Consider the following 22,255-nt stretch of genomic DNA (forward strand, 5'->3'; position numbering starts at 1 on the left):
TTGAAATATTTTTCAGGAGGGGAAAATGAAAATTAAATTGTGGCTGATACTAATATTGACATTAATATTGTCTATTTCATGTGTTTCTGCAATAGATGATATAGGGGAAAATAAAATTTTAGCAAATGGTGAATGGAATTTTAATGATTTAGAATATGCTATAGCTAATACTAATGAAAATGATGAATTAATTTTACCTAATAATGTTTCATGGATTGTAAATTTTACAGATGGAATTTTGATTGATAAAAACATAACAATAAATGGAAATGGAAATTGGATTGATGCAAAAAATAGTGCAAGGATTTTTAATGTTAGTTCAAATTCTAATTTAATTTTAAAAAATATAACTTTAAAAAATGGATGGCATAATATTGGAGGAGGAGCTATCTATAATGAAGGAAATATCATAATTTCTGGAAATGTAAACTTCTTTAATAATAGTGCTGGACAATCTGGTGGAGCTATTGGTATAAATCAAGGAAATATAACAATAGATGGTACTACATCACCAAATATTTTTGAGAATAATTCTGCTTCTAGTAGAGGTGGAGTTATTAGTGCAAGCCCTACCACAGCTACTTTTGCTATTTTAAATATTATTGGAACTAATTATTTTATAAATAATTATGCAACTACTGGAGGAGCAATTAATGGTGGTAATTTAATTAATATTAGTGGAAATAATTCATTTATAAATAATAGGGCTAATCAACGAGGATTTGGTGGTGCAATTCATGGTAGAAATTTAGAAATTTATGGAACTAATACTTTTTTAAATAATTCTGCATATAGTGGTGGCGCACTTTACATATCTGGGCATGATTTATTAGACATAGTGGGTTCAAACCTTTTTATAAATAATACTGCAATTTATCAAGGTGGAGCAATCAATATTCTTACAACTAATAGTGGTAATGCAACTACATATATTCGAGGAAATAATACTTTTGAGAATAATTCTGCTTTAAATAATTTTGAAGCAGGTGGAGCTATTTGCTATATAGGCAAAGATGATAGACATCCCTATGAGGATTTTCAATTAATTGGAAACACTTTTAGAAATAATAATGCTTATGATGGATATGGTGGATCTATTTTTTTATTTGGATCATATAATATTTTAAAAATTATTAATAATAATTTTGAAGATAACTTTGCAATAAGTGGTGGAGCTATAGCTACGAATTATGCACCAATTAGTATTTTTTTAGATAATAATATATTTTATAATAATTCTGCATCATTATATGGTGGTGCATTATATTTAGATTCTTGGGTAGGTATGGAAGCTAATTTAACTAATAATAAATTTATAGGTAATGATGCTGATTATGGTTCTGGAATTTATAATGGGGGAGGATCAGAATTATACTTAGAAAATAATACAATGCAGTCTGTAAAAGCTCCAATTCATAATATAGGTAAAATTATAAGTAATACAACATTAACTATCTTAGGAAATACAACTCATTATGTTAAAAATAATACATATATTAATTTAACAGCTGAAATTTCTGATGATATGGGTAATTTAATTATTGGATCTCATATTTATCTAATTTATGGAGGTTCTGTATCTCCTAATCCTAATCCATTAGATAATGGTACTTATCATGTTTCTGAACCTCTTGATTTACCATATAAAGTTAATCCAGTTACAGGATATGAATCAACTTATTATTTATTAAACCTTTCAATTAGAAATGGTACATTGAAAATTTCTGATGCTGATTTAGAAGTTAATAAAACTCCTGGTGCAAACTCTGTAAATGTTAATGAAATTTTAAATTATACAATAACTATTAAAAACAATGGAACTGAAAACACTAGCGGTATCTATCTTAATGATGGAGTTCCTAGTCAATTAGAATATATAAAACATACTGGATCTGGTTGGTCTTATAAAAATGAAAATTGGTACTATAATGAAACTTTAGCTCCAGGTGAAGTAGTTGAATTAATATTATTCTTTAAAGTTAAAGAATCTGCAGGATATAATGTAACTAATGAAGTTATTGTTAAATCTAGAGAAGTTCCTGATGGTGTTAATGCATCTAGTGGTATTACTAATATTACTCATGTTACTTATTCTATTAGTAAAATTCATGGAACTAATTCTACTAAAGTTGGAGATATTTTAAATTATACAATAATCATTACTAATGGTTTTGAAGATGTTAATGGATTTGTTTTAACAGATTTAATTCCAGATAGCTTAAAATATTCTCATTTTATAGGTAATAATTGGACTTATAAAGATGATAAATGGTATTTTAATGGTACTTTATCTGGTGGTGAATCAACTAAAATAATATTATTCTTTAGAGTTTTATCTACTGGCATTATTAATAATACTATTATTGTAACAAGTGATTTAACTCCTACTGGTGAGAAGACAACTAGTGCTAATACTTATGCTTTTAAAGCTTATACTATTAGTTCAATTGAAGAAATTAATGGTAAGTTTGGAGAAAATGTTACAATTACTGGTACAGTTGTAGATGAATTTGGAAATAATATAACAGGTAATGTTGTTATAAGTTTACCTGATGGATCTAATGTTACAGTTGATGTAGTAAATGGCACATTTACATATGAGTGGGTAATTCCATTTAATGCAAGTTTAACTAATGTATCTGTTAATTTCAAAGAAACTGATAATTATGAAGCATCTTCTGCTTCTAATATTTTAAATGTTTCTAAACTTTCAACTACTATTACTATTGATGAAATTAATGGTAAATATGGTGAAACAGTTGAGATTAAAGGTGTTGTTAAAGGTGAAGATGGAAATGCTTTCTTTGGTAAAGTTATTATAATTTTACCTGATGGAACCGAAGTTATTGTTAATGTTTCTGGTAGCTTTAGATATTTCTGGACTATTCCTTTAAACACTAATTTAGGAAATGTTTCAGCTAAATTTAATGGTACTGCATTTTATGAAGGTTCTAACTCAAGTAATATTACAAATCTTTTAAAAGCTGATATTAATATAGTATTTGATGATATTAAAGGTAAAGCTGGTGAAAATGTTTTAATTACTGGTACAGTATCAGATGAATTTGGAAATCATTTCAATGGTCAAATAGCTATTACATTACCTGATGGAACTATTGTTGATGTTTTTGTTGAAGATGGAGTATTTGCTTATGGGTGGACAATACCTACAGATTTCAAAGCTGGTGAATATTTAATTAGCGCAGAATTTTTAGCTAATGATTATTATAATGCAGCTAATGCAAGTGGTATTTTGCTTGTTGTAGTTGATCCAACTCCTGGTCCAACTCCTACCCCTACACCAAATCCTATTGATGTAGATGATGATTCAAGTGATGTCGATTTAGAAATTAGTTTAGAGAAAACTGGAAATCCTATAGCTATTTTACTTTTAGCTTTGATTTGTAGTTTAATTTTACCTTTAAAAAGAAGATTATAACTTTCTTCTTTTTTTATTTTTTAATAAAACTTTTAAATTTTAAATAATTAAAATGTAATACTATTTTAAAAAATCTAATTGAATATTATATAAATTATTTTAAAAAAAGTTACTATTTCAAAGATTATTTAAAATTAATGTTAATTATTTTTCTCATATATATTGTCTAAATTGTAAGTATCAATATGAATTGACTTATTTTTAAAAAAATATCAAAATTCGTTATATTTTTGTATAACCACTAATATAAAATAAGTTTCAGAGTGAAACAAATTGTAATATTAGTATGAATTCATATGTATATTCTTATATAAAAATATTACTAATCATGATTTTTTCAATTTTTTCGCACTTTTTTAACTTTTCATATGAGTAATAATTATTTAATAGAAAAGAATGTATTTAACTCAAATATTTATAATTAGCTATTAAATTTAATTAAAAATGAAAAAAGTATTAATAATAACTTATTTTTAGAATTATAATAATCACTATCTTTTAATCAGAAATAATAGTCTTGATATAAAAAATAATATAAAAATGAATAAAAAATAATAAAACATGAAAATAGTTTATATATAGTTAATTAATAATGATAATTTTTATTAATATAACATAAGTATTTTAATTCAAATGAATTTCATAATTCTTTAAACAAAAATATAACGAATTGAATTGGATAATGGGAGGTATAAAAATTAATAATATGGGAAAAAATAAAGCTATTAATATTAAATCATTTATTTTATTATTAGCAGTTTTATTAATGATTTTTTCAATATCGGATATAAATGCTGTGGATATATCTGTTTCTACTGATGGTATTGGTACAGACTATGATAATATTAATGATGCAGTTATTGAATTAGACAGTTCTAGTGATACTGATAATACAATCACATTAAAAAATGGTGTTTATAATAAAAATACCGATGTAAAAAATCATATTTCAAAAAATGTCACGATAATTGGTGAAACTAAAGGATCAGTTACAATTGATGTTAATAATTGGATGTTTAATATTGCACCTGATACAATTGTAACATTTGAAAATATTAGATTTGTTAATGGTAGAAATGACATTGGTGGTGGAGCAATATATACTAGTGGGAGCATAATAAATTTTAATAATTGTGAGTTTATTAGTTGTTATTCGCAGGATGTTGAATACGGTGGTGCTATTTACGCTATTGATTCAAAAGTTACTATTAACAATACTAAATTTAAAAATAATGGTATTGGTCGTATTGATTCTGTAGCTGGAGCAATATATGCTGAAAATTCTGATTTAAAAATTTATAATTCTGAATTTATAGATAATTTTGCTTTTTATGGACAAGCTATTGCAATGGTTAATGGAAATTTGACTATTGAAAATTCTTATTTCTCAGAACATAATAATGCGAAAACTGGATATATTAATATAGAAAATACAAATTTAATATTAAAGAATTCTAGTTTTATTGGAAAAATATATCATTATTCTGACATTGGTGGTGGAGCAATATATGCAAGTAATTGTAATGAACTTTATATAGAAGGTACTGATTTTAGTGAATTTTTAAGTGAGGGATATGGTGGTGCAATTTATTGTGATTCTGGAAACATGGTAATTAATGATTCTAAATTTAATGATACTAAAGCATATTTCAGCGGAGGTTCAATTTACTTTTTAGGTGAAAAATTATTTATTAATAACACTTATTTTGGTGATGGTCGTGCAGAAAATTATGAAGGTAATGGTGGGTTCATTTACAATGAAAATGGACTATTAATTATTAATAATTCCATATTTAACGATACACAAGCAATTATGCATGGTGGTGCAATTTATCATAATGGCACTGGCTTAAAAATATATAACTCAGAATTCATTTATGGTCGAGCGGGTGATTATGATAGAAGTGGTGGAGGAGATATTTACAACATTGGAAGTGACATGACTATTAATAATTGTAATTTTACAAATTCACATTGTTCACACGGAGCTGGAATATATAGTGATGGATACAATGTTAATATTACTAATTGTAATTTCATTAATGGAACTTCAAATATAGCAGGATCAAGTATATTTTTTAAAAATGGAGTTTTAATAATCGATAATTCCAGTTTTATAAATGGCGATGCTGAATTTAACACTGTTAAATATGGTGCAGTATATGGAATAAACTCTAAAATAATTATTAATAATAGTTTATTTGATAAAAACCATGCCTATGGAACTTCTCATGGTGGGGCAATTGCATCCAATGATTCTGATTTAACAGTATACAACACAACTTTTACCACAAATAATGGTATGAAAGGTGGAGCTATATATGCTTATGGTGGATTATTATATGTAACAAATTCTACTTTTGATTTTAATAGAGGAGCTCAAGGTGGAGCAATATACTTTGAAGAAATTAGTGATGTAAATATAAATAATTCCACATTTTCTGAAAATTATGCAGTTAATGGAGGAGCAATAGCATCTTATTATTCTAACAATATATTGATTAATAATATTTCATTTAATGCTAATAACGGTGGAGCTATATACTTTAGAGAAATTAATGATGCATATATAAATAATTCATCATTCATTGAAAATTATGTTGGAAGTGGTAATAAAGGTGGAGCAATCACTATATTTAATTCTGATGATATAATCATTGATGATTGTTACTTTAATGGTAATAGAGCGATTGACGGTGGAGCAATATATCTTAGTGAAATAAATAATATTAATATTGCAAATTCTACTTTCGTTAATAATATAGCTAATACATATGGTGGAGCTATTTTTATTTCAGGAGGAAGTGATTATAATATTTATAATTCAACTTTTGAAAAAAATAATGGGCGAAGTCATGCTGGAGCTATATATATCACTAAATCAGAAAATATCAATATAGATGAGTCAATATTTAAAAAAAATACTGGAAATTATGCAGGAGTAATATATGCTTTAGGAACTATAAATTTAGTAATTAAAACTTCCGAATTTTTAAATAATTCTGCACCAAATGGTGGAGTATTTTATTTATCTGGTGCAAAAAGCACAACTTTAGATAACTCTATTTTTGAATACAATAATGCATCTTCTGGAGGAGTATTATTTATATATAATACAATTAATACAATTTTAAACAATTCAGAATTTAATAATAACGATGCAATATATTTTGGAGGAGTAATTTATAGTTATGCTAATACTGGATACCCTGATACTTTTAATATTACTGTTGAAAATTGTAAGTTAGATTCTAATTCTGCTATTTATGGTGGTGGAGCAATATATAATCAAGCTTTTGATTTGACCATTAAATCAAGTAATATAACAAATAATGCTGCTGATAATTATGGTGGTGGAATTTATAATAATAGGGATACTTTGTTGATTATTGATTCCAGGATAACTGGAAATGTTGTTACTTATGGTGATAATCCTTTAGGTGGAGGTATTTATACTGAAGGGTCTATTATAATAAATAATTCTTTAATAGAAAATAATACGCATGGTATAACTTTAGCAACATTAGATTACGAATTAAACAACAATGACATTATAGAAAATGGATATGGAATTCAATTTGTTTTAGATAATAAAAATATTATTATAACTGATTTAGTTAATGGTGGTACATTTGCTGATAATGATTATGCAATAGCTATTAGTGGATCAGCAAGCAATTATACGTTCATAAATTCATTCAATGATAATATCAATGGTATAATTATAACTTGGGATAATAATCAAATAATAAATTCTAATATTTCAGATTATAATGGAATAGGAATAAAATTCTTATATAATTTTTACAGTTCAGTATTAAGCTCTAATATAATCAATAATACGATAGGGATTTCTATTGATGATTATTCAGATTATATTACTATAAACAATAATAGAATTATAAATAATAAAAATATTGAATATAATGGTATTTTAAATAATAATATTAATGCTAACCTTAATTGGTGGGGCAATAATACTCCAATTATATATACTAATATCAATATGACAAATTGGTATGTAATTAAACTATTTGCAAATAATTTCTCAACAATCAAAAATGATACAATTAGTATTATGGAAGGAGAAATTATCAACCTAACATATGCTTTTACAATCAATGATGGCTCAGATCATGATATAATGTTATTACCTAATTTCAATTTAACGATTATTGGACCAAATGGTAATATCAGCAATATGAAAATACATAAATTAGAAACGTTAACTTATACTGTAGGTGAAACCGCAGGTAATTATTCAATCAGTGGTCTTTCAGACAATGAACACGTAGTATTATCCATTAATGTTAAATATAATATGGAACCAACAACTATTGAAGTTGATAATGCTACTAGTGAAGTTAATAAAACAGTTGAGCTAAAATCAGAATTATTAGATGAATTAGGTAATCCATTAGAAGGAAAACTTGTAAAATTCTATATTGATGGAGAACTTATTGGTTCAAATTATACCAACTCAGAAGGAATAGCAATATTTAATTATATTTCTAATAAAACTGGGAATTTCACAATATTTGTCGAATTCGAAGGATACGAAAAATATTTACCTTCAAATAATACAGGCATATTGTCAATAACTCCTACTCCTATTCCTGATAAGAAACCTACTACAATAGAAACAGATAATGTTACTGGTGAAGTTAATAAGACAGTCGAATTAAAAGCAGAATTATTAGATGAATCTGGTAATCCATTAGAAGGAAAACTTGTAAAATTCTACATAGATGGTGAATATATAGGTTCTAACCACACAAATTCAGAAGGAATTGCGATATTTAATTATATTTCTAATAAAACTGGGAATTTCACAATATTTGTTGAATTTGAAGGAGATGAAACATACCTTGCTTCAAATAATACAGGCATATTGTCAATAACCTCGGTTCCTGATAAGAAACCTACTACAATAGAAACAAATAATGTTACTGGTGAAGTTAATAAGACAGTCGAATTAAAAGCAGAATTATTAGATGAATCTGGTAATCCATTAGAAGGAAAACTTGTAAAATTCTACATAGGTGGTGAATATATAGGTTCCAACCACACAAATTCAAAAGGAATAGCAATATTCAACCACATAAAAAATAAAACAGGAAATTACACAATATTTGTTGAATTTGAAGGAGATGAAACATACTTATCTTCAAATAATACAGCAATATTGTCAATTACCCATAAACCTATTCCTGAGAAGAAACCTACCACTATTGAATCTTACGATATTACAAGTGAAGTAAATAAAAGTATTGAATTAAAAGCAGAACTATTAGATGAATCCGGTAATCCATTAGAAGGAAAACTCATAAAATTCTATATTGATGGAGAATATATAGGTTCCAACCACACAAATTCTAAAGGAATAGCAATTCTCAATTATATTACAAATAAAGCAGGCACTTTCACAATTTTCGTTATATTTGAAGGAGACGAAGCATACTTATCTTCAAATAACACTAGCTTATTAACTGTAATATCTATTCCTACTCCCAAACCTGAACCTGTAGATCCAAATAAAACCGAAACTCATCAAGTTCAAAAAGAAGATATATCAACAATACAAAATTCAATGAAAAATACTGGAAACCCAATATTTATTATAATATTAGTATTATTCAGTATTTGCGGAATAGTTATACGAAACAAATAGAATGTATTTTTTATGGATAAAATATTATTTTTTATCCATTCTTTTTTTTTAAAAATCTTTTAGATTTTTCTATAGCAAATAATCAATTTTAGCATCATTTAAACGATAGCTTATAGAAATATTTTAAATTTATTTACTAATTTTATTTATTTAAATTAACTTAATAATAATTTCATAATATTAAAATCTTATGATATACATTACTTTTATAAAAAAGTATTAAAAATTAAATTTTTAAATATAATCTTCTTAATTCACTAATTATTTATATTTTAACTTAAATATTATTATTAAAGGAGAGATATATTTTGATTAAAAATTTTATATTTAAAAAAGAATTAGCAATCTTAATCTCAATTTTTATTTTAATTATAAGTATTTCATCTGTAAGTGCAGAGGATAATCTTATTTTAAATAATAATGAAGAATCTTATGATTTGTTAATAGATGATATTGCAGAATATAATGATGATGCAATCGTATTAGACGATGAAATTGTTAAAGATGATGATTATGTTTTAGAATCAGGTAATCTTTCATTGTATTTTAGAAATGGAACTAAATATAGTGCTAAGTTAACTGATGGAAATGGTACAGGTCTTTATAATAAAACTATTGAATTTTCTATTAATGGTAATTTCTATAATAGATCTACAAATACTCAAGGCATAGCTGAATTAGCTATTAATTTAGATCCTGGAAATTATACATGTACATCAACTTATTATGGAAGTTCTAATAATCTTACATCTACTGGAATAATTAGTGTTTTAACTACAGTAAATGGAACAGATGTTGAAAAATATTATCGTAATGATAGTCAGTTTTATGCAAGTTTTTATGATGGTCAAGGAAATCCTTTAAAAAACAAAACTGTTTACTTTAATATTAATGGTGTTTTCTATAAAAGAGATACAAATGAAAATGGTCTTGCAAGATTAAATATCAATTTAGATCCTAATACTTACATTATAACTGCTGAACATCCTGTTAGTGGATTAAAAATGGGTTATACGATTATAGTTAAACCTACAATTTTTGCTGAAGATATTGAAAAATATTATCGTAATGATACTCAATTTTATGTAACTGTTATAGATGGTAAAGGAAACCCAATTATAAATAAAAATGTTTCAATGAATATTAATGGTGTTTTCTATAATAGAACCACTAATGAAAATGGTACAGCTAGATTAAATATCAACTTAGATCCTAATACTTATGTTATTACAGCTAAACATCCAGAAACTGGATTAGAATTAGGTAGATTAGTTGAAGTTTTACCTACTTTAATTACTCAAGATTTAAAATATGAATTAAATTATACTAAATCATTTTATGTAAAAGTTTTAGATGGTGAAGGTAAAGGAACTAATGGAACTGTTTCAGTTTCTGTTGGTGGGCATTCACTTACAAAAGTAGCTGATGAAAATGGTACAGCTATGTTTAATATTACCGCAAAATCTGGTACTTATGAAGTATTAACAAGCTACAATGGTTATACTGTATCAAATGTTTTGGAAGTATATAGGGTTACTGATGGAATTCAAAGAATTAATTTAGGAGCTAATGAATATGGTGGAGCTAGTGTTTTTAAATCAATTGGAAATAAGAATTCTGCTGTTAGAATAGCTTTTATTATTGGTGTTCATCCAACAGAAAATGCAGTTCATCAAGCTTTATATGATAGACTTCTAGCACAAGCAAGTAAATTAAATCTTTGTTATGATATTTATAAAATAAATGTTAATCAAGTAGAGGAATATTCAAGAGATAGAATGAGAGGCCAATTAATTGGTCAGGAATTTGTAGTTCCTGCAATCATATCAACAGGATATGATTTTGTAATAGATATTCATTCAAATGAAGGAACTGTTGGAGGAGATTATCTTGAGACAAATTTTGTATTTGCACCTTTAAAAGATAATGTTTCTGTAAAATATTCTGATAAAATCATAGCTGATAATCCTGGACTTGTTCAGTATTTCCCTGAATCACAAACTAGTCCTCCATTTGTTACAATTCCAATTGCACAAGCTGGAATACCTACTGTAATTTATGAAGCTTATAAGTTTGAATCCTCATCAATTACAACTAGCTATATTGATTTATTAATTAAATCAATTGAAACAATTAATTATAGTTAAAATTTATTTTTTAACTACTTTTTTTTATTTTTTTAAATTTTTGATTATAATATCATTATTTTTCATTAAAAAGCAATTTAAAATAGTAATAATTTAAAAAAAGAAGTATGTAAGGTAAAAATATATTTACCTATGTTTTTATTTATTCAATACCAATAATACCAGTATCATCATCAGAACCAGATTCACTAGATCCTGAATCACCAGTGTCACTTGAACCTGAGTCGGTATCTTGACTAGTAGAAGGACCACTAGATTCATAGTTATTAGACTGACTTGATTCACTTTGAGAAGAACTATCAGAAGCTGAACTTCCACTATTTGATGAATCACTAATATTAGATGTATTAGTATTATTTATTGTTGTATTTGTTTCATTAGCAAGTGTTTCATTTCCAGCATCTCCACTGAAAGCTACAAATGTTATACCTAAAATAACAAGACAAGCAACAATAAGTATTATTAGAAAATTTCTAGTTTCTATGTTATAACCTCCTATAACTTAATACTTAAATAAATAATATTCGATTAATATTATTTAAAAATAAATTTATTTATTCTATTATAAATTATTATCTCTAATTTTTTAAATAAGGTTTCAAAAATAATAATAATTTGAATATTTCAAAAGAAATTTATAATATTTTATTAAATTATTTTATATTAATATTAATCCCAAGGTAATAAAATATTATTTACAAAATTTTTTATTGATTTAAATTTTAAAAAAAGAAAAAAGGGAATTAATCCCTTATATGATAACATTTACCCAATTAGAAATATAATATCCATTAAATCCTGTTGTTGCAATATAGCTACCCGGATCTAAATTTATATTCAATTTAACTAAACCATTTTCATCGGAAGTTTTTGTATATGCTATACCATTAATATGAATTTTAACAGTAGTAGCATTTAATGGATTTCCTTGACTATCTAAAACTTTAGCAACAAATTGATCTGGAGTATCAAATGTTTTTGTTAAATTTTCTGCTTCTAATGTTGATTTTACTTCAATATTATTTGTTACTGCCCATCCATTATATCTTGTTGTAATAGTATAATTTCCAGGATATAAGTTAATGTTTAATTTAGCTATTCCATCATCATTTGTAGTTTTTATATATGTTATAGTGTTTACAGTAAATGTAACATTAGTTCCATTTAATGGTTTACCGTCTCCTGCAAGAATCTTAGCATTAAATTGAGTTTCATTAAGGTAATATTTAACTAAATCATTAGTCAATATAGTTGGTAAAACTTCTATCTTATTTGTTACATTAAATCCACTATAGCTTGTTGTAATAGTATAATTTCCAGGATATAAGTTAATATTTAATGTAGCTATTCCATCATCATTAATAGTTCTATTATATGATCTACCATTTATAGACAATGTTATATTAGTTCCGTTTAATAATTCACCATTAATTTTTGCATTAAATTGAGTTCCATTAAGATAATATTTAACTAAATCTTTTGTTTCTATTAAAGGTTTAACAACTAATAATGTAGTAATTGATGCATTTTCATATATTTTACTGCCATTATAATAAGATGTAACATTATAAGTTTTTGGATCTAAATTAATGTTTAGGTAAACTGCACCTTTGCTATCTGTTGTTCTATTATATATTACACCATTTACTTCAATAAATATTAGCTCACCAACAATTGCATTACCTAAAAGATCTTTTAAATAAGCAATATATTGAGTTCCATTTAAATGTATCATTTCAATATCATAACTAGTTAAATTAACTTTATTAATAGCCATAACTTCATATTTTTTAGAATCTAATAGTTCATCAAAATAATATAAGTTTAAAGTAAAATTACCACTTGAATTTGTTTTTAAGTTTCTTGGATTATCTATAAAATCTTGAGCTATAAATGAATCACTTAAATTACCAATATTTAAAGTAATTTTAGCTAATAAATCCCCATCAATTTCTTCTAATGTATCATTATTAAGTAATTTTACACGATATAAAATATTTCCTCCAATATCAGTTTTATTATTATCAAGCAATAAATTAATAACTATAAAATCATTTAAAATATATGATGATTCATTCATTATTAATAAACTAAAATCAGGAGTGTTATTTGCCCAGAAATTATTAGATAAATCTGCATTATTAGATTTTACATAAATATCTTTTCCATTACTAGCTGTATTATTATAAAAAACACTATATGAAACATTTAGATTATTATTGGCTGTACTGTAAATTGCTCCTGCATGAGTATCTGCAATATTATTGTAAAATCCACTACTTGTAATAGTAGTATTACCACCCCAATTATCTATTATACCAACTCTTCCATGATTATTATTAAAAATACTATTATAAACTTTTAATATTCCATTATTATTTCCAATAGCTCCAGCATTATCTTCAGCAATATTTGAAGAAAAAATACTGTTATTTATAATGATATTACTTTCTTTGCTATATATTGCTCCGCCTTCTTGATATGCAGAGTTATTATTAAAAGTTACATTATCTATAATAAGATTTCCATATTCTGCATAAATTGCTCCACCATAAGTAGCATTGTTATTAATTAAAAAACTATTTCTTATTGTTAGATTACCTTCAAATAAATGAATAGCTCCTCCCATAATACTATTTCCATTTTCTAATGTAATATTATCTAAAGTTAAAAAAGCATATTTTGGAATATAAAATATTTTATTTAAATTATCTCCATTAATAATTCCATTTTTAATTGTAATATTACTTTCAATTATTATACCATTTGTAAAGTTTTCATCATTTGAGCTATTATAACTTACTTTTTTACCTTCTAAATCAATAATAGGTTCGTTTTCATATATAGTTTTATTTAACCAACTATAATCATACTGATTACTTTCATCAAGACGCGTTTCTTGATTTAAATCATCTGTATTTAATTCAATATTTTCAGCTGAAACTATAGACAGTGAAAATACTAAAATCAAAACAAATGCAAATATTTTCAATACTTTATTCATTTTTATCCCTCTTATAGTAAAATTTTTTATAAAATCAACCTTTTACTATGATTAATATTATTTTATTAATAGCTATTACTTTTTTCTATTTAAATTGAGATATTTTAATTAAAAAAAGATTGTGTTTTAGTATTGAGATGTATTTTTTATAGCTTTTTATCTTTTAATACAATTATTTAATAGCTATTATATACATATTAAAAATTAATTATTTTCGAAAGAAAATTAAATGAGTTTATTTGTATTAAATATTAATAATAACTAATTAATATGGTAAAATATGTCTAAAGAAGAAATTGCAGTTAAAGAAAAAAAATTATTAGAAATGGTTTCTTTATTTTCTAAAAAAAAACTTGATGAAGAATATGAAGAGCTTTCTATTAAACTTATTAAAAAACTAGGTCGTAAACATAATGTTCCTTTTAAAAGAGGAAAACTTGAAATTTGGGCAAGTGCAGTTATATATGCTTTGGGCCAAATAAATTTTCTCTTTGATAAATCATTTGATCCATATTTAACTCCTGATGATATATGTGATTATTTTAATACTAAAAAATCAACTGTATCTGATAAAGCTAGACAAATTCGAGAAATACTTAATATAGGGCATTTTGATGAAGAATTTTCTATAAAAAGAATGGAAGATGATGGTATGGTTCAACTAGATAATGGACTTATTATACCAAAATCAATGATAGATAGTGAAAATTCTGTAACTTTAATGACTTTAATGGCTGAAAGATTGGGAACTGATGAAGAAAATCTAAAAGAATCTTATTTAAATGATTTTATTGAAAATAATAATGATAATGAATCAGAAATATTTTTAGCTATGTTATCAAACCCGATTTCAAGAGATGAAGGAAATAAATTTTTAGATGATATTTTCAATGAAAATTTTGATGAAAATATTTCACTTTTTTCAAATTTAGACAATGATGATATTGAATTATTTGAAGATTATGTTATTGATGAAAATAACCCTTTAGAAACAATTGAAGATTATGAAAGAGCTATTGAACTATTTCGTACTACAAAAGGTGAAGAATATTTTAAAGAAAATGAAGGTTATTTTTGGGGAATGCTCGAGACTCGTCCATTTATTATTGATTTATTAAATCAAAGTATATTATTATGGGAAGATAATCAAAAAGAAAGAGCTATTGATCAGTTAAAATATATTTTAAAATTAAATCCTGATGATAATACTGGTGTGAGATATATATTAATTAATAATTTGCTTGAATTAAATAGATTAAAAGAAGCTGAAGATTTAATAGATTATTTTGATGAGGAATATTCTTCAATTTGGTATTTTTCTAAGTTATTGTTGTCTATAAAAAATAAAGATGATGATGAAACTATTAAAAAATTATATAATGAAGCTAATAATTTAAATAAATATATTGTTCCTTTTTTAATAGGTACAAAAGAAACTCCTAATCATCCAGCTGAATTTTATAGTTTAGGTGATGAAAATGAAGCTATTAATTATTTTTATTTAGCGATTGAATCTTGGATGGAAGATACAGAAGCTATTGACATTTTAAAAGATTTAAGAAATAATGGAAGTTAAAATGTCTAATAATAGTCAAAAAATAACTTCATCTGAAGAAATTTTTGATGAAGCTATGAATTTACTTGAAAATGAAAATTTTGAAACAATGAAAAGATCTTCTACTAAATTTATTACAAAAGTTTCTCCTAAAAAAGAAGTTTAATTTTTAATAGGAATTTGTAGAAATTTTAAAGAATAAAAAAATTTAAACTAAAATAACTATTTGAAAAGGAACTTTTAATATGAGTTTTAATATTGGGGCAATTGATAATACTCCTGAGAGAGGATTAGAAGAATTATATTATTTTATATATGAAATTTTTAAAATTTGCTTTAAAGAAGAGTTTTTATATTAAATACTGGGAGATAATTATGGATTTAAATAATGAAGACAAATTAATTACTGAAGAAGAAGTTTTAAATAATCTTCGTGCTTGTGCTCAAGTATACACAATGGGAGGAGATAAACTCTTAAAAGATCATGTACTTAATTTTAAAGATGTTACTGAAGACTTTGATAAACTTATTAAACGATTAAAACTTTTTAGAAATTATTATGGTACATCATTTTCATTTCAAGATTTTATATTTTATATGGGTCTTCTTATGGAATCTGCAAATGAAACTGAAGGAGATTTTATTTTTTATAGACGAGAAAAAGATAATTATATGATAGAACATTTAGAAGGTGATACTTACACTTATGATTTAGCATTATCTGCTACTATTGTAAATAATAATTTTGCATATGGTGAATATCTTCATGGAATATTAGTACCTAAAGGAACTAAAATTAATTATATTGAAGATATATCTTTTTTTCCTGAAGATATGGAATTATTATTGCCATTAGATGGTAAATTAAAGTTTATTGAACCGAAAAATGGATGCTATTTATGGATATTAGACAGTGAGTGATAATATGGTTAAAGCTATAAAATGGAATTATTCTTTTTTTGAAAAATTATCTGATAAATACTATAACCATCTGTTAAACTATGATGGAATATTGCCTTTAGATATACGGTTTTGCTTAGTTAGTTCTACTCCTAACTTTAGTAAAGATTTTTCTAGTAGAATTTATAATGAAAGTGATCTTAAAGATTCCTATCTTAGAAAAAAAGTTGAACTTCGCGAATTATCACAAGATAAAGCTTTTGAAAAGATGTTTTTAGAAGATATAGACTTTATTAAAAAATTTCCAGAATATGAAGGGATGATTGATGAAATAATTGAATTATAAAATTAATAGTTAATTACTATTTTTTGAAATTTTTATTCTAAATTCAATATTTTTAATATGCTTAGTACAAGAATCTTTAAGTTGTTTATATAATTCATCATGATTTTTTAAAGAATTATAAATTCCAAAAATGTTTATATGGGTATCACCTTCTTCAGTAGTGATTTCAACCGCTCTTATTTCATTAAAATCATTACAATCGTTTAATATTGATTTTTCTAATATCTTTTGACTTATTTTAGAGGGATTTTTCTTATTTTTCCAGCTCTTAAAAATTAAACCACATTCAAGACATTTAACATTGTAAAAATCTACACCTGCAAATTCATCATCACCTGCAAATTCATATTCTACTTTTTTTGAACCACAAAAAGCACAGTTACATGTCAATTTAAATACCTCCAAATTTTATTATTTATAGTTAACGACATGGAAATATTTATATATTATTTTTTATAAATATTTTATTATGAGTCGTAAAGCTTTTTTAAATAAGGATCATGCTAGTGTGGAAGAGATTCAAAATAGGATTAAGCGTTTAGAACAAGATATTAAGGTTTTAAATAAGTTATATTTTATTAATGATATTTATCATGATTATTCTGTTTCTGAAACTTGTGAAAAGTTGGGTATTACAAATCCTACTGGTTTGAAATGGTTAAAAACTTGGAATAAAAAAGGATTTGATGGTTTAGAACGTAAAAAAGGTAGTGGTGGTCAAAGTAAGCTAAGTATTAGTGAAAAGGAATATTTGGATGAAAAAATTTTGAAAAATAAATTTAAATCTACAAAAGAAGTCAGGCAATTTATTATCGATGAGTTTGGAGTTGAATATAGTATTAGGCAAGTTGAAAGAATTTTAAAAGATTTAAATTTTAATTATGGTAAACCATATGTTCTATATTCAAAAATGCCTGATAATGCTGAAGATCAACTTAAAAAAAACTACAAAATGTAGATTTAGAAAATGATATAATTGGTTTTGTTGATGAAACTTCTTGTCAAAATACCACAAATTCTGCTCGTATATGGTTTAAAAAAGGTTTAAAAAATAATTTAATTAAAAATCCAGAAAAAATATCAATTACTGGAATAGGATTCCAATCAATTAATGGTAATTCAACAATTAACTTTCCTAAATCCATGAAAACTTTTGATTTTATTAAATTCTTAATAGAAATCAGATTACAAAACATGGAAAACTTCATAAACACTTTTCCACTAAAAAACGCATTAAATAATAAAAATATTGATGATAATCATTTAATTACACATTTAAAAGATACACAATCAACCAAAGAAGATTTTATAAACACTATAGAAAAACAAATCTATAGAACAGATTTAAACAAAGAACAACTAACAAAAAAATTACAACTAAACATTAATAAAGAAAACAGCAAAAATAAAAGACTATTAGACAGCTTAAAAAGAAATAACCTATATTCCAATATAAATAAAGAGAATATTATCGACGATTTAAAAAATGAAAAACGCATAGTAATTATTTTAGATAATGCTAAAGTACATGAAGCTAAACTAGTAGAAAAAGCATGCAAGATATTAAACATAGAACTCATACCATTACCTCCCTATTCTCCAAAATATAATCCCATAGAACAAATTTGGAGAGTTATAAAAAGAAAACTATCAATATTAAATATAAAAGATAAAAAATCACTGATTAACACATTTAAAAGTTATTATGAAGAAATTATTGATAATACAACATTCTATGAAAAATGGGTAAAAAAATTCTTATATTAAATTTTCAATGTCGTTAACTATAAATTATTTATGATTGTTCAATAAATAAATTCTACCTAAAACATCTATTAAACTCTAATTAAATATCTGATTTTAAAAATTCTCTTATATTTAAATGTGTTATACCATCTTTTGAAAAATCATATTCATCAAGGCTTAAAACATATTTTGGATAATTATCTTTAATTTTACTTAATGGTTTAAATTCTCTTTTTATTATATCTTCATTTGCAAGTATATATGAAACTTGGACATATATTCTACTGCCTTTCTTTTCACATACAAAATCAACTTCTAAACCATTTATTTTACCAATATACACATCATAATCTCTTCTTTTAAATTCTAAATAAACTATATTTTCTAAAATTTGAGCTATGTTATTATCACCATTATATGATACTTGATTAAATCCATGATCAGATAAATAGTATTTTTCTGAAATTTTTAATATTTTTTTACCTTGTAAATCTTTTCTTTGTACTTTAAAAAGTAAAAATGCATTAACACAGTATAATAGATAATTATAGATTGTTTCACTTGATACTGTTCTGCTTTCATTTTTAAAATATTTTGATATTCTTCTTGCTGAGAAGGTATGTCCTATATTAGATATAATGTATTTTATTAATTTATCAAATAAATCTACATCTCTAATTTCATTTCTTTTAATAATGTCCTTATAAATTATAGAATTTAAAATATCATTTAAATATTTAATTTTTTCATCATTATTTAATTGAAATATAAAAGGCATTCCTCCATATTTAAGATAATCATCAAATATTTCCTTCTCATTTGTATTTTTTCTTAAATCTTTTTCTAAAAGTAATGCTTCTTTATATGAAAAGGGATACATTTCTATTTCCATAAATCGTCCTGTTAAAAGACTTGATAGTTCCCCTGATAAAAGTTCACTATTTGATCCAGTAATGTATATATCACAGTTTAAATCTACTCTAAAACCATTGATGCTTTTTTCCCAGTTTTCAATGTTTTGAATCTCATCAAAAAAAAGGTAAATTTTACCTTCAATATTTTCTGTTAATTTATAAATTAATTTATTTAAATCTTTATTATCTTCAATGTTAGAATATTTATTAGACTCTAAATTAATTAAAACAATGTTATTTTTATTGATATTATTTTGGATTAATTCATCTATTATTAAATTTAACATAAATGATTTTCCACACCTTCTAATTCCAGTTATAACTTTTATTATGTCTTTGTCTATTAAAGGTCTGATTTTTTTCATGTAAAGTTCTCTTTTAACCATTATATCACTTAACTTATAACTGATATTTTTATAAAAAAACAAAAAGTTTCATTTATAATTGATATTTTTATAAAAAAACAAAAAGTTTCATGTATAAAACTTGTTTTTTATAGTATTTATATTTATTAAAATTTAAATCTTTTAAAAATAAATATAATTATAATAATCATGGTGGTACTTATGAGTGATTCTGAAATAAATCCATATATAACAATAACTAAAATTGATAGTGGAGAAAAACTTCAAATTGAACAAAAATATGTTAGTATTAGAGAAAATAGAGAAAAAGTAATGGCAGTTAGCTATAAAGCTCCTCTTTATGAAACTATTGAATTTGAAAAATTTTTTGATGAAGTGAATGCATCTCAAAGATTGAAATTCAATATTGGCGGAACAGGAAGCATTGGAGTTAACTTTCGTGGAATGATTGATGGGAAGGAGAAGAATCCTATAGAAAATATTAACCATAAAATAGTTTTATTAGAAGAATATAAATGTCCTAAAAAGGAAGATTATGAAACAATGAAAAGATCTTCAACTAAATTTATTACAAAAGTTCCTCCTAAAAAGGAAGTTTAATTTTAGTTAAGTAATTTAGGATATTTTAGTATAATATTTTGTGATAATTTTGAATTTTTAAAAAATAGCAAAAGTTTTTGATACAATGCATAGTATCATGCGAACAAATATATATAATATAAAAGTCATAATTTAACAAAATGTAATGTTGTTTATCTTAATAAAAGAAATCATAACGATGAAAATTAAAATAAGAAGAAAATTGATTTTTGAATTAATAAGTAGGATAGACGAAAAATAAAATATTAAATCAATTAGATTTAAGATTATTGATTGCTATTATATATGGAGTGTTAAGTATGGAAATTTCTAAAATGTTTAAACTTTTAAATGATGTAAGTATGAAAAAAATTGGAGAATATGTTGAAGGATTCCTCAAAATGGAAAAACAAATGGATACTCAGTCAATATATTCAACTGAAGGAGTTATTATTCAAGGAAGACAAATGAGTGATGGTTGGAAGAAAGTATCTGGAATGGATATGGCAATACAAATTAGGATTATTCCAACTAGCGAAAATATTCTAGTTAGTGTTGGTCAAGGTAAATGGTCAGATAAAATCGCTGCAGGTACAATTGGTTTGTTTGTTTTTGTTCCTTTAGCAATTACAGCTGGAATAGGAGCTTTTAAGCAAAATAAATTACCTGAAGAGATATTTAATAAAATTGAAAATTTTATCATGACTGGAGGACAATCAGCTACTGTAGATTTAAACGATGTGGCTTCACTTAAAGATCATGAAGAAATTTGTCCAAAATGTAAAGCTAAAAACAATAAAACAGATAAGTTCTGTACATCTTGTGGTGCTGCTCTTTTATTAATTTGTCCTGAATGTAATACCTCAATGGCAAATGATGCGAAGTTTTGTTCCAGTTGTGGTGAAAAAGCAGTAACAGATGATAATTCAACTGATTAATGTATTAAATGGGTTTATTAAAGATTTAAATTTAATTTTAGAAAGTTAAAAAAATCCAAAAAAATCTTTAATTTGCAATTATTTAAAATAAATAAAAAAATTAGGTGATTTTTTGAGTGATAATGAGAAATTAGAGTTTTGTGGTAATTGTGGGGAAAAAATATCAGGAGATAAAGAATTTTGCAATATGTGTGGAAATCCTTTAAATCAAGAAAAACCCCCCAAATTCAAAGAAACTTCAAGTTATAATAATAATACGATCAATAATATGCATTGTCCCTACTGTCAATCAGAAATTCCAAATAATGTAAGTAAATGCAAATACTGTGGAGAATGGGTTAATCAATCTAATTTTTCAATGGATTTTTTAAATAATAAATCTACTATTATTGGAATCGTAGTTTTTATAATTTTCTTTATTATTCAAATTATTGCAGGTTCTACTTACTATGTGAATCATGCTACTCTTAACATTGCTTTTTGGGGTTTTACTTTTATAATGATAATGTTAACTTTAATTTTTATGAAAATAAAATAATTTTTATTTTTTTTATAGCTATCTTTTTTATTTATTATTATAAAAATCACTTTCAAATTTTTTTAAAAACAGTTGCTGCCCATTTTAAGACAAATTCTCGAGCAAAATTTACT

The 22,255-nt window shown here is 24.3% G+C and carries 16 protein-coding genes; 12 read left to right on the forward strand and 4 right to left on the reverse strand.

Annotated features, from left to right (window positions below; genetic code table 11):
- Positions 1-25: 25 nt before the first annotated feature.
- The 3 genes from ACA134_RS04835 to ACA134_RS04845 all read left to right on the forward strand — a co-directional run bounded on the left by ACA134_RS04835 (position 26) and on the right by ACA134_RS04845 (position 11,257).
- On the forward strand, positions 26-3,439 hold the full coding sequence (locus ACA134_RS04835) for a hypothetical protein (protein ID WP_409199296.1): 3,414 nt from the start codon (positions 26-28) through the stop codon (positions 3,437-3,439).
- A gap of 706 nt (positions 3,440-4,145) precedes the next feature.
- Positions 4,146-9,110 carry an Ig-like domain-containing protein gene (locus ACA134_RS04840; RefSeq protein ID WP_409199297.1) on the forward strand — a complete coding sequence of 1,655 codons (4,965 nt, stop codon included), beginning with the start codon at positions 4,146-4,148 and terminating at the stop codon, positions 9,108-9,110.
- A 308-nt stretch (positions 9,111-9,418) separates the two neighbouring features.
- Entirely contained in the window at positions 9,419-11,257 is a 1,839-nt protein-coding gene (locus ACA134_RS04845) for a carboxypeptidase regulatory-like domain-containing protein (RefSeq protein ID WP_409199298.1), read from the forward strand.
- Between the two features lie 751 nt (positions 11,258-12,008).
- Here the strand turns inward: ACA134_RS04845 and ACA134_RS04850 are convergent.
- Complete coding sequence (locus ACA134_RS04850; protein WP_409199299.1) at positions 12,009-14,261, reverse strand: hypothetical protein; 2,253 nt, start codon at positions 14,259-14,261, stop codon at positions 12,009-12,011.
- Between the two features lie 280 nt (positions 14,262-14,541).
- On the opposite strand from ACA134_RS04850, the gene ACA134_RS04855 reads away from it, so the two are divergent.
- The 4 genes from ACA134_RS04855 (at position 14,542) to ACA134_RS04870 (ending at position 17,062) form a co-directional block, all read left to right on the forward strand.
- Positions 14,542-15,837 carry a DUF6398 domain-containing protein gene (locus tag ACA134_RS04855; RefSeq protein ID WP_409199300.1) on the forward strand — a complete coding sequence of 432 codons (1,296 nt, stop codon included), beginning with the start codon at positions 14,542-14,544 and terminating at the stop codon, positions 15,835-15,837.
- 1 nt (position 15,838) lies between these two features.
- Positions 15,839-15,982, forward strand: a complete 144-nt coding sequence (locus ACA134_RS04860) for a hypothetical protein (RefSeq protein WP_409199301.1) — start codon at positions 15,839-15,841, stop codon at positions 15,980-15,982.
- A gap of 209 nt (positions 15,983-16,191) precedes the next feature.
- Positions 16,192-16,737 carry an ADP-ribosyltransferase gene (locus tag ACA134_RS04865; RefSeq protein WP_409199302.1) on the forward strand — a complete coding sequence of 182 codons (546 nt, stop codon included), beginning with the start codon at positions 16,192-16,194 and terminating at the stop codon, positions 16,735-16,737.
- Positions 16,738-16,741: 4 nt separating this feature from the next.
- Positions 16,742-17,062 (forward strand): hypothetical protein, encoded by a 321-nt coding sequence (locus ACA134_RS04870; protein ID WP_409199303.1) that lies wholly within the window; start codon positions 16,742-16,744, stop codon positions 17,060-17,062.
- A 9-nt stretch (positions 17,063-17,071) separates the two neighbouring features.
- Here the strand turns inward: ACA134_RS04870 and ACA134_RS04875 are convergent, their stop codons facing one another.
- Entirely contained in the window at positions 17,072-17,452 is a 381-nt protein-coding gene (locus ACA134_RS04875; protein ID WP_409199304.1) for a hypothetical protein, read from the reverse strand.
- A 79-nt stretch (positions 17,453-17,531) separates the two neighbouring features.
- On the opposite strand from ACA134_RS04875, the gene ACA134_RS04880 reads away from it, so the two are divergent.
- Positions 17,532-18,020, forward strand: coding sequence for a transposase (locus ACA134_RS04880; RefSeq protein ID WP_409199305.1), 489 nt, complete (start codon positions 17,532-17,534; stop codon positions 18,018-18,020).
- 43 nt (positions 18,021-18,063) lie between these two features.
- Here ACA134_RS04880 and ACA134_RS04885 read toward each other — a convergent pair whose 3' ends face one another.
- Positions 18,064-18,207, reverse strand: coding sequence for a hypothetical protein (locus tag ACA134_RS04885; protein WP_409199306.1), 144 nt, complete (start codon positions 18,205-18,207; stop codon positions 18,064-18,066).
- Between ACA134_RS04885 and ACA134_RS04890 the strand changes: the two genes are divergently transcribed.
- Positions 18,206-18,829: a transposase gene (locus tag ACA134_RS04890; protein WP_409199307.1), complete on the forward strand. Its 624-nt coding sequence runs from the start codon at positions 18,206-18,208 to the stop codon at positions 18,827-18,829. The two genes, ACA134_RS04885 and ACA134_RS04890, sit on opposite strands and share 2 nt — an antisense overlap.
- A 79-nt stretch (positions 18,830-18,908) precedes the next feature.
- Here the strand turns inward: ACA134_RS04890 and ACA134_RS04895 are convergent, their stop codons facing one another.
- Positions 18,909-20,108 carry an ATP-binding protein gene (locus ACA134_RS04895; protein ID WP_409199308.1) on the reverse strand — a complete coding sequence of 400 codons (1,200 nt, stop codon included), beginning with the start codon at positions 20,106-20,108 and terminating at the stop codon, positions 18,909-18,911.
- 180 nt (positions 20,109-20,288) lie between these two features.
- Here ACA134_RS04895 and ACA134_RS04900 point away from each other — a divergent pair, with 180 nt between their 5' ends.
- From ACA134_RS04900 to ACA134_RS04910, 3 genes are all read left to right on the forward strand, one after another.
- Positions 20,289-20,687, forward strand: coding sequence for a hypothetical protein (locus ACA134_RS04900; RefSeq protein WP_409199309.1), 399 nt, complete (start codon positions 20,289-20,291; stop codon positions 20,685-20,687).
- Positions 20,688-20,986: 299 nt separating this feature from the next.
- Positions 20,987-21,604 (forward strand): zinc ribbon domain-containing protein, encoded by a 618-nt coding sequence (locus tag ACA134_RS04905; RefSeq protein WP_409199310.1) that lies wholly within the window; start codon positions 20,987-20,989, stop codon positions 21,602-21,604.
- A gap of 112 nt (positions 21,605-21,716) precedes the next feature.
- Positions 21,717-22,142, forward strand: coding sequence for a double zinc ribbon domain-containing protein (locus ACA134_RS04910; RefSeq protein ID WP_409199311.1), 426 nt, complete (start codon positions 21,717-21,719; stop codon positions 22,140-22,142).
- Positions 22,143-22,255 lie beyond the last annotated feature (113 nt).

The organism is Methanobrevibacter sp. DSM 116169 (genome assembly GCF_046197865.1).
Taxonomy (GTDB): Archaea; Methanobacteriota; Methanobacteria; order Methanobacteriales; family Methanobacteriaceae; genus JAHKLT01.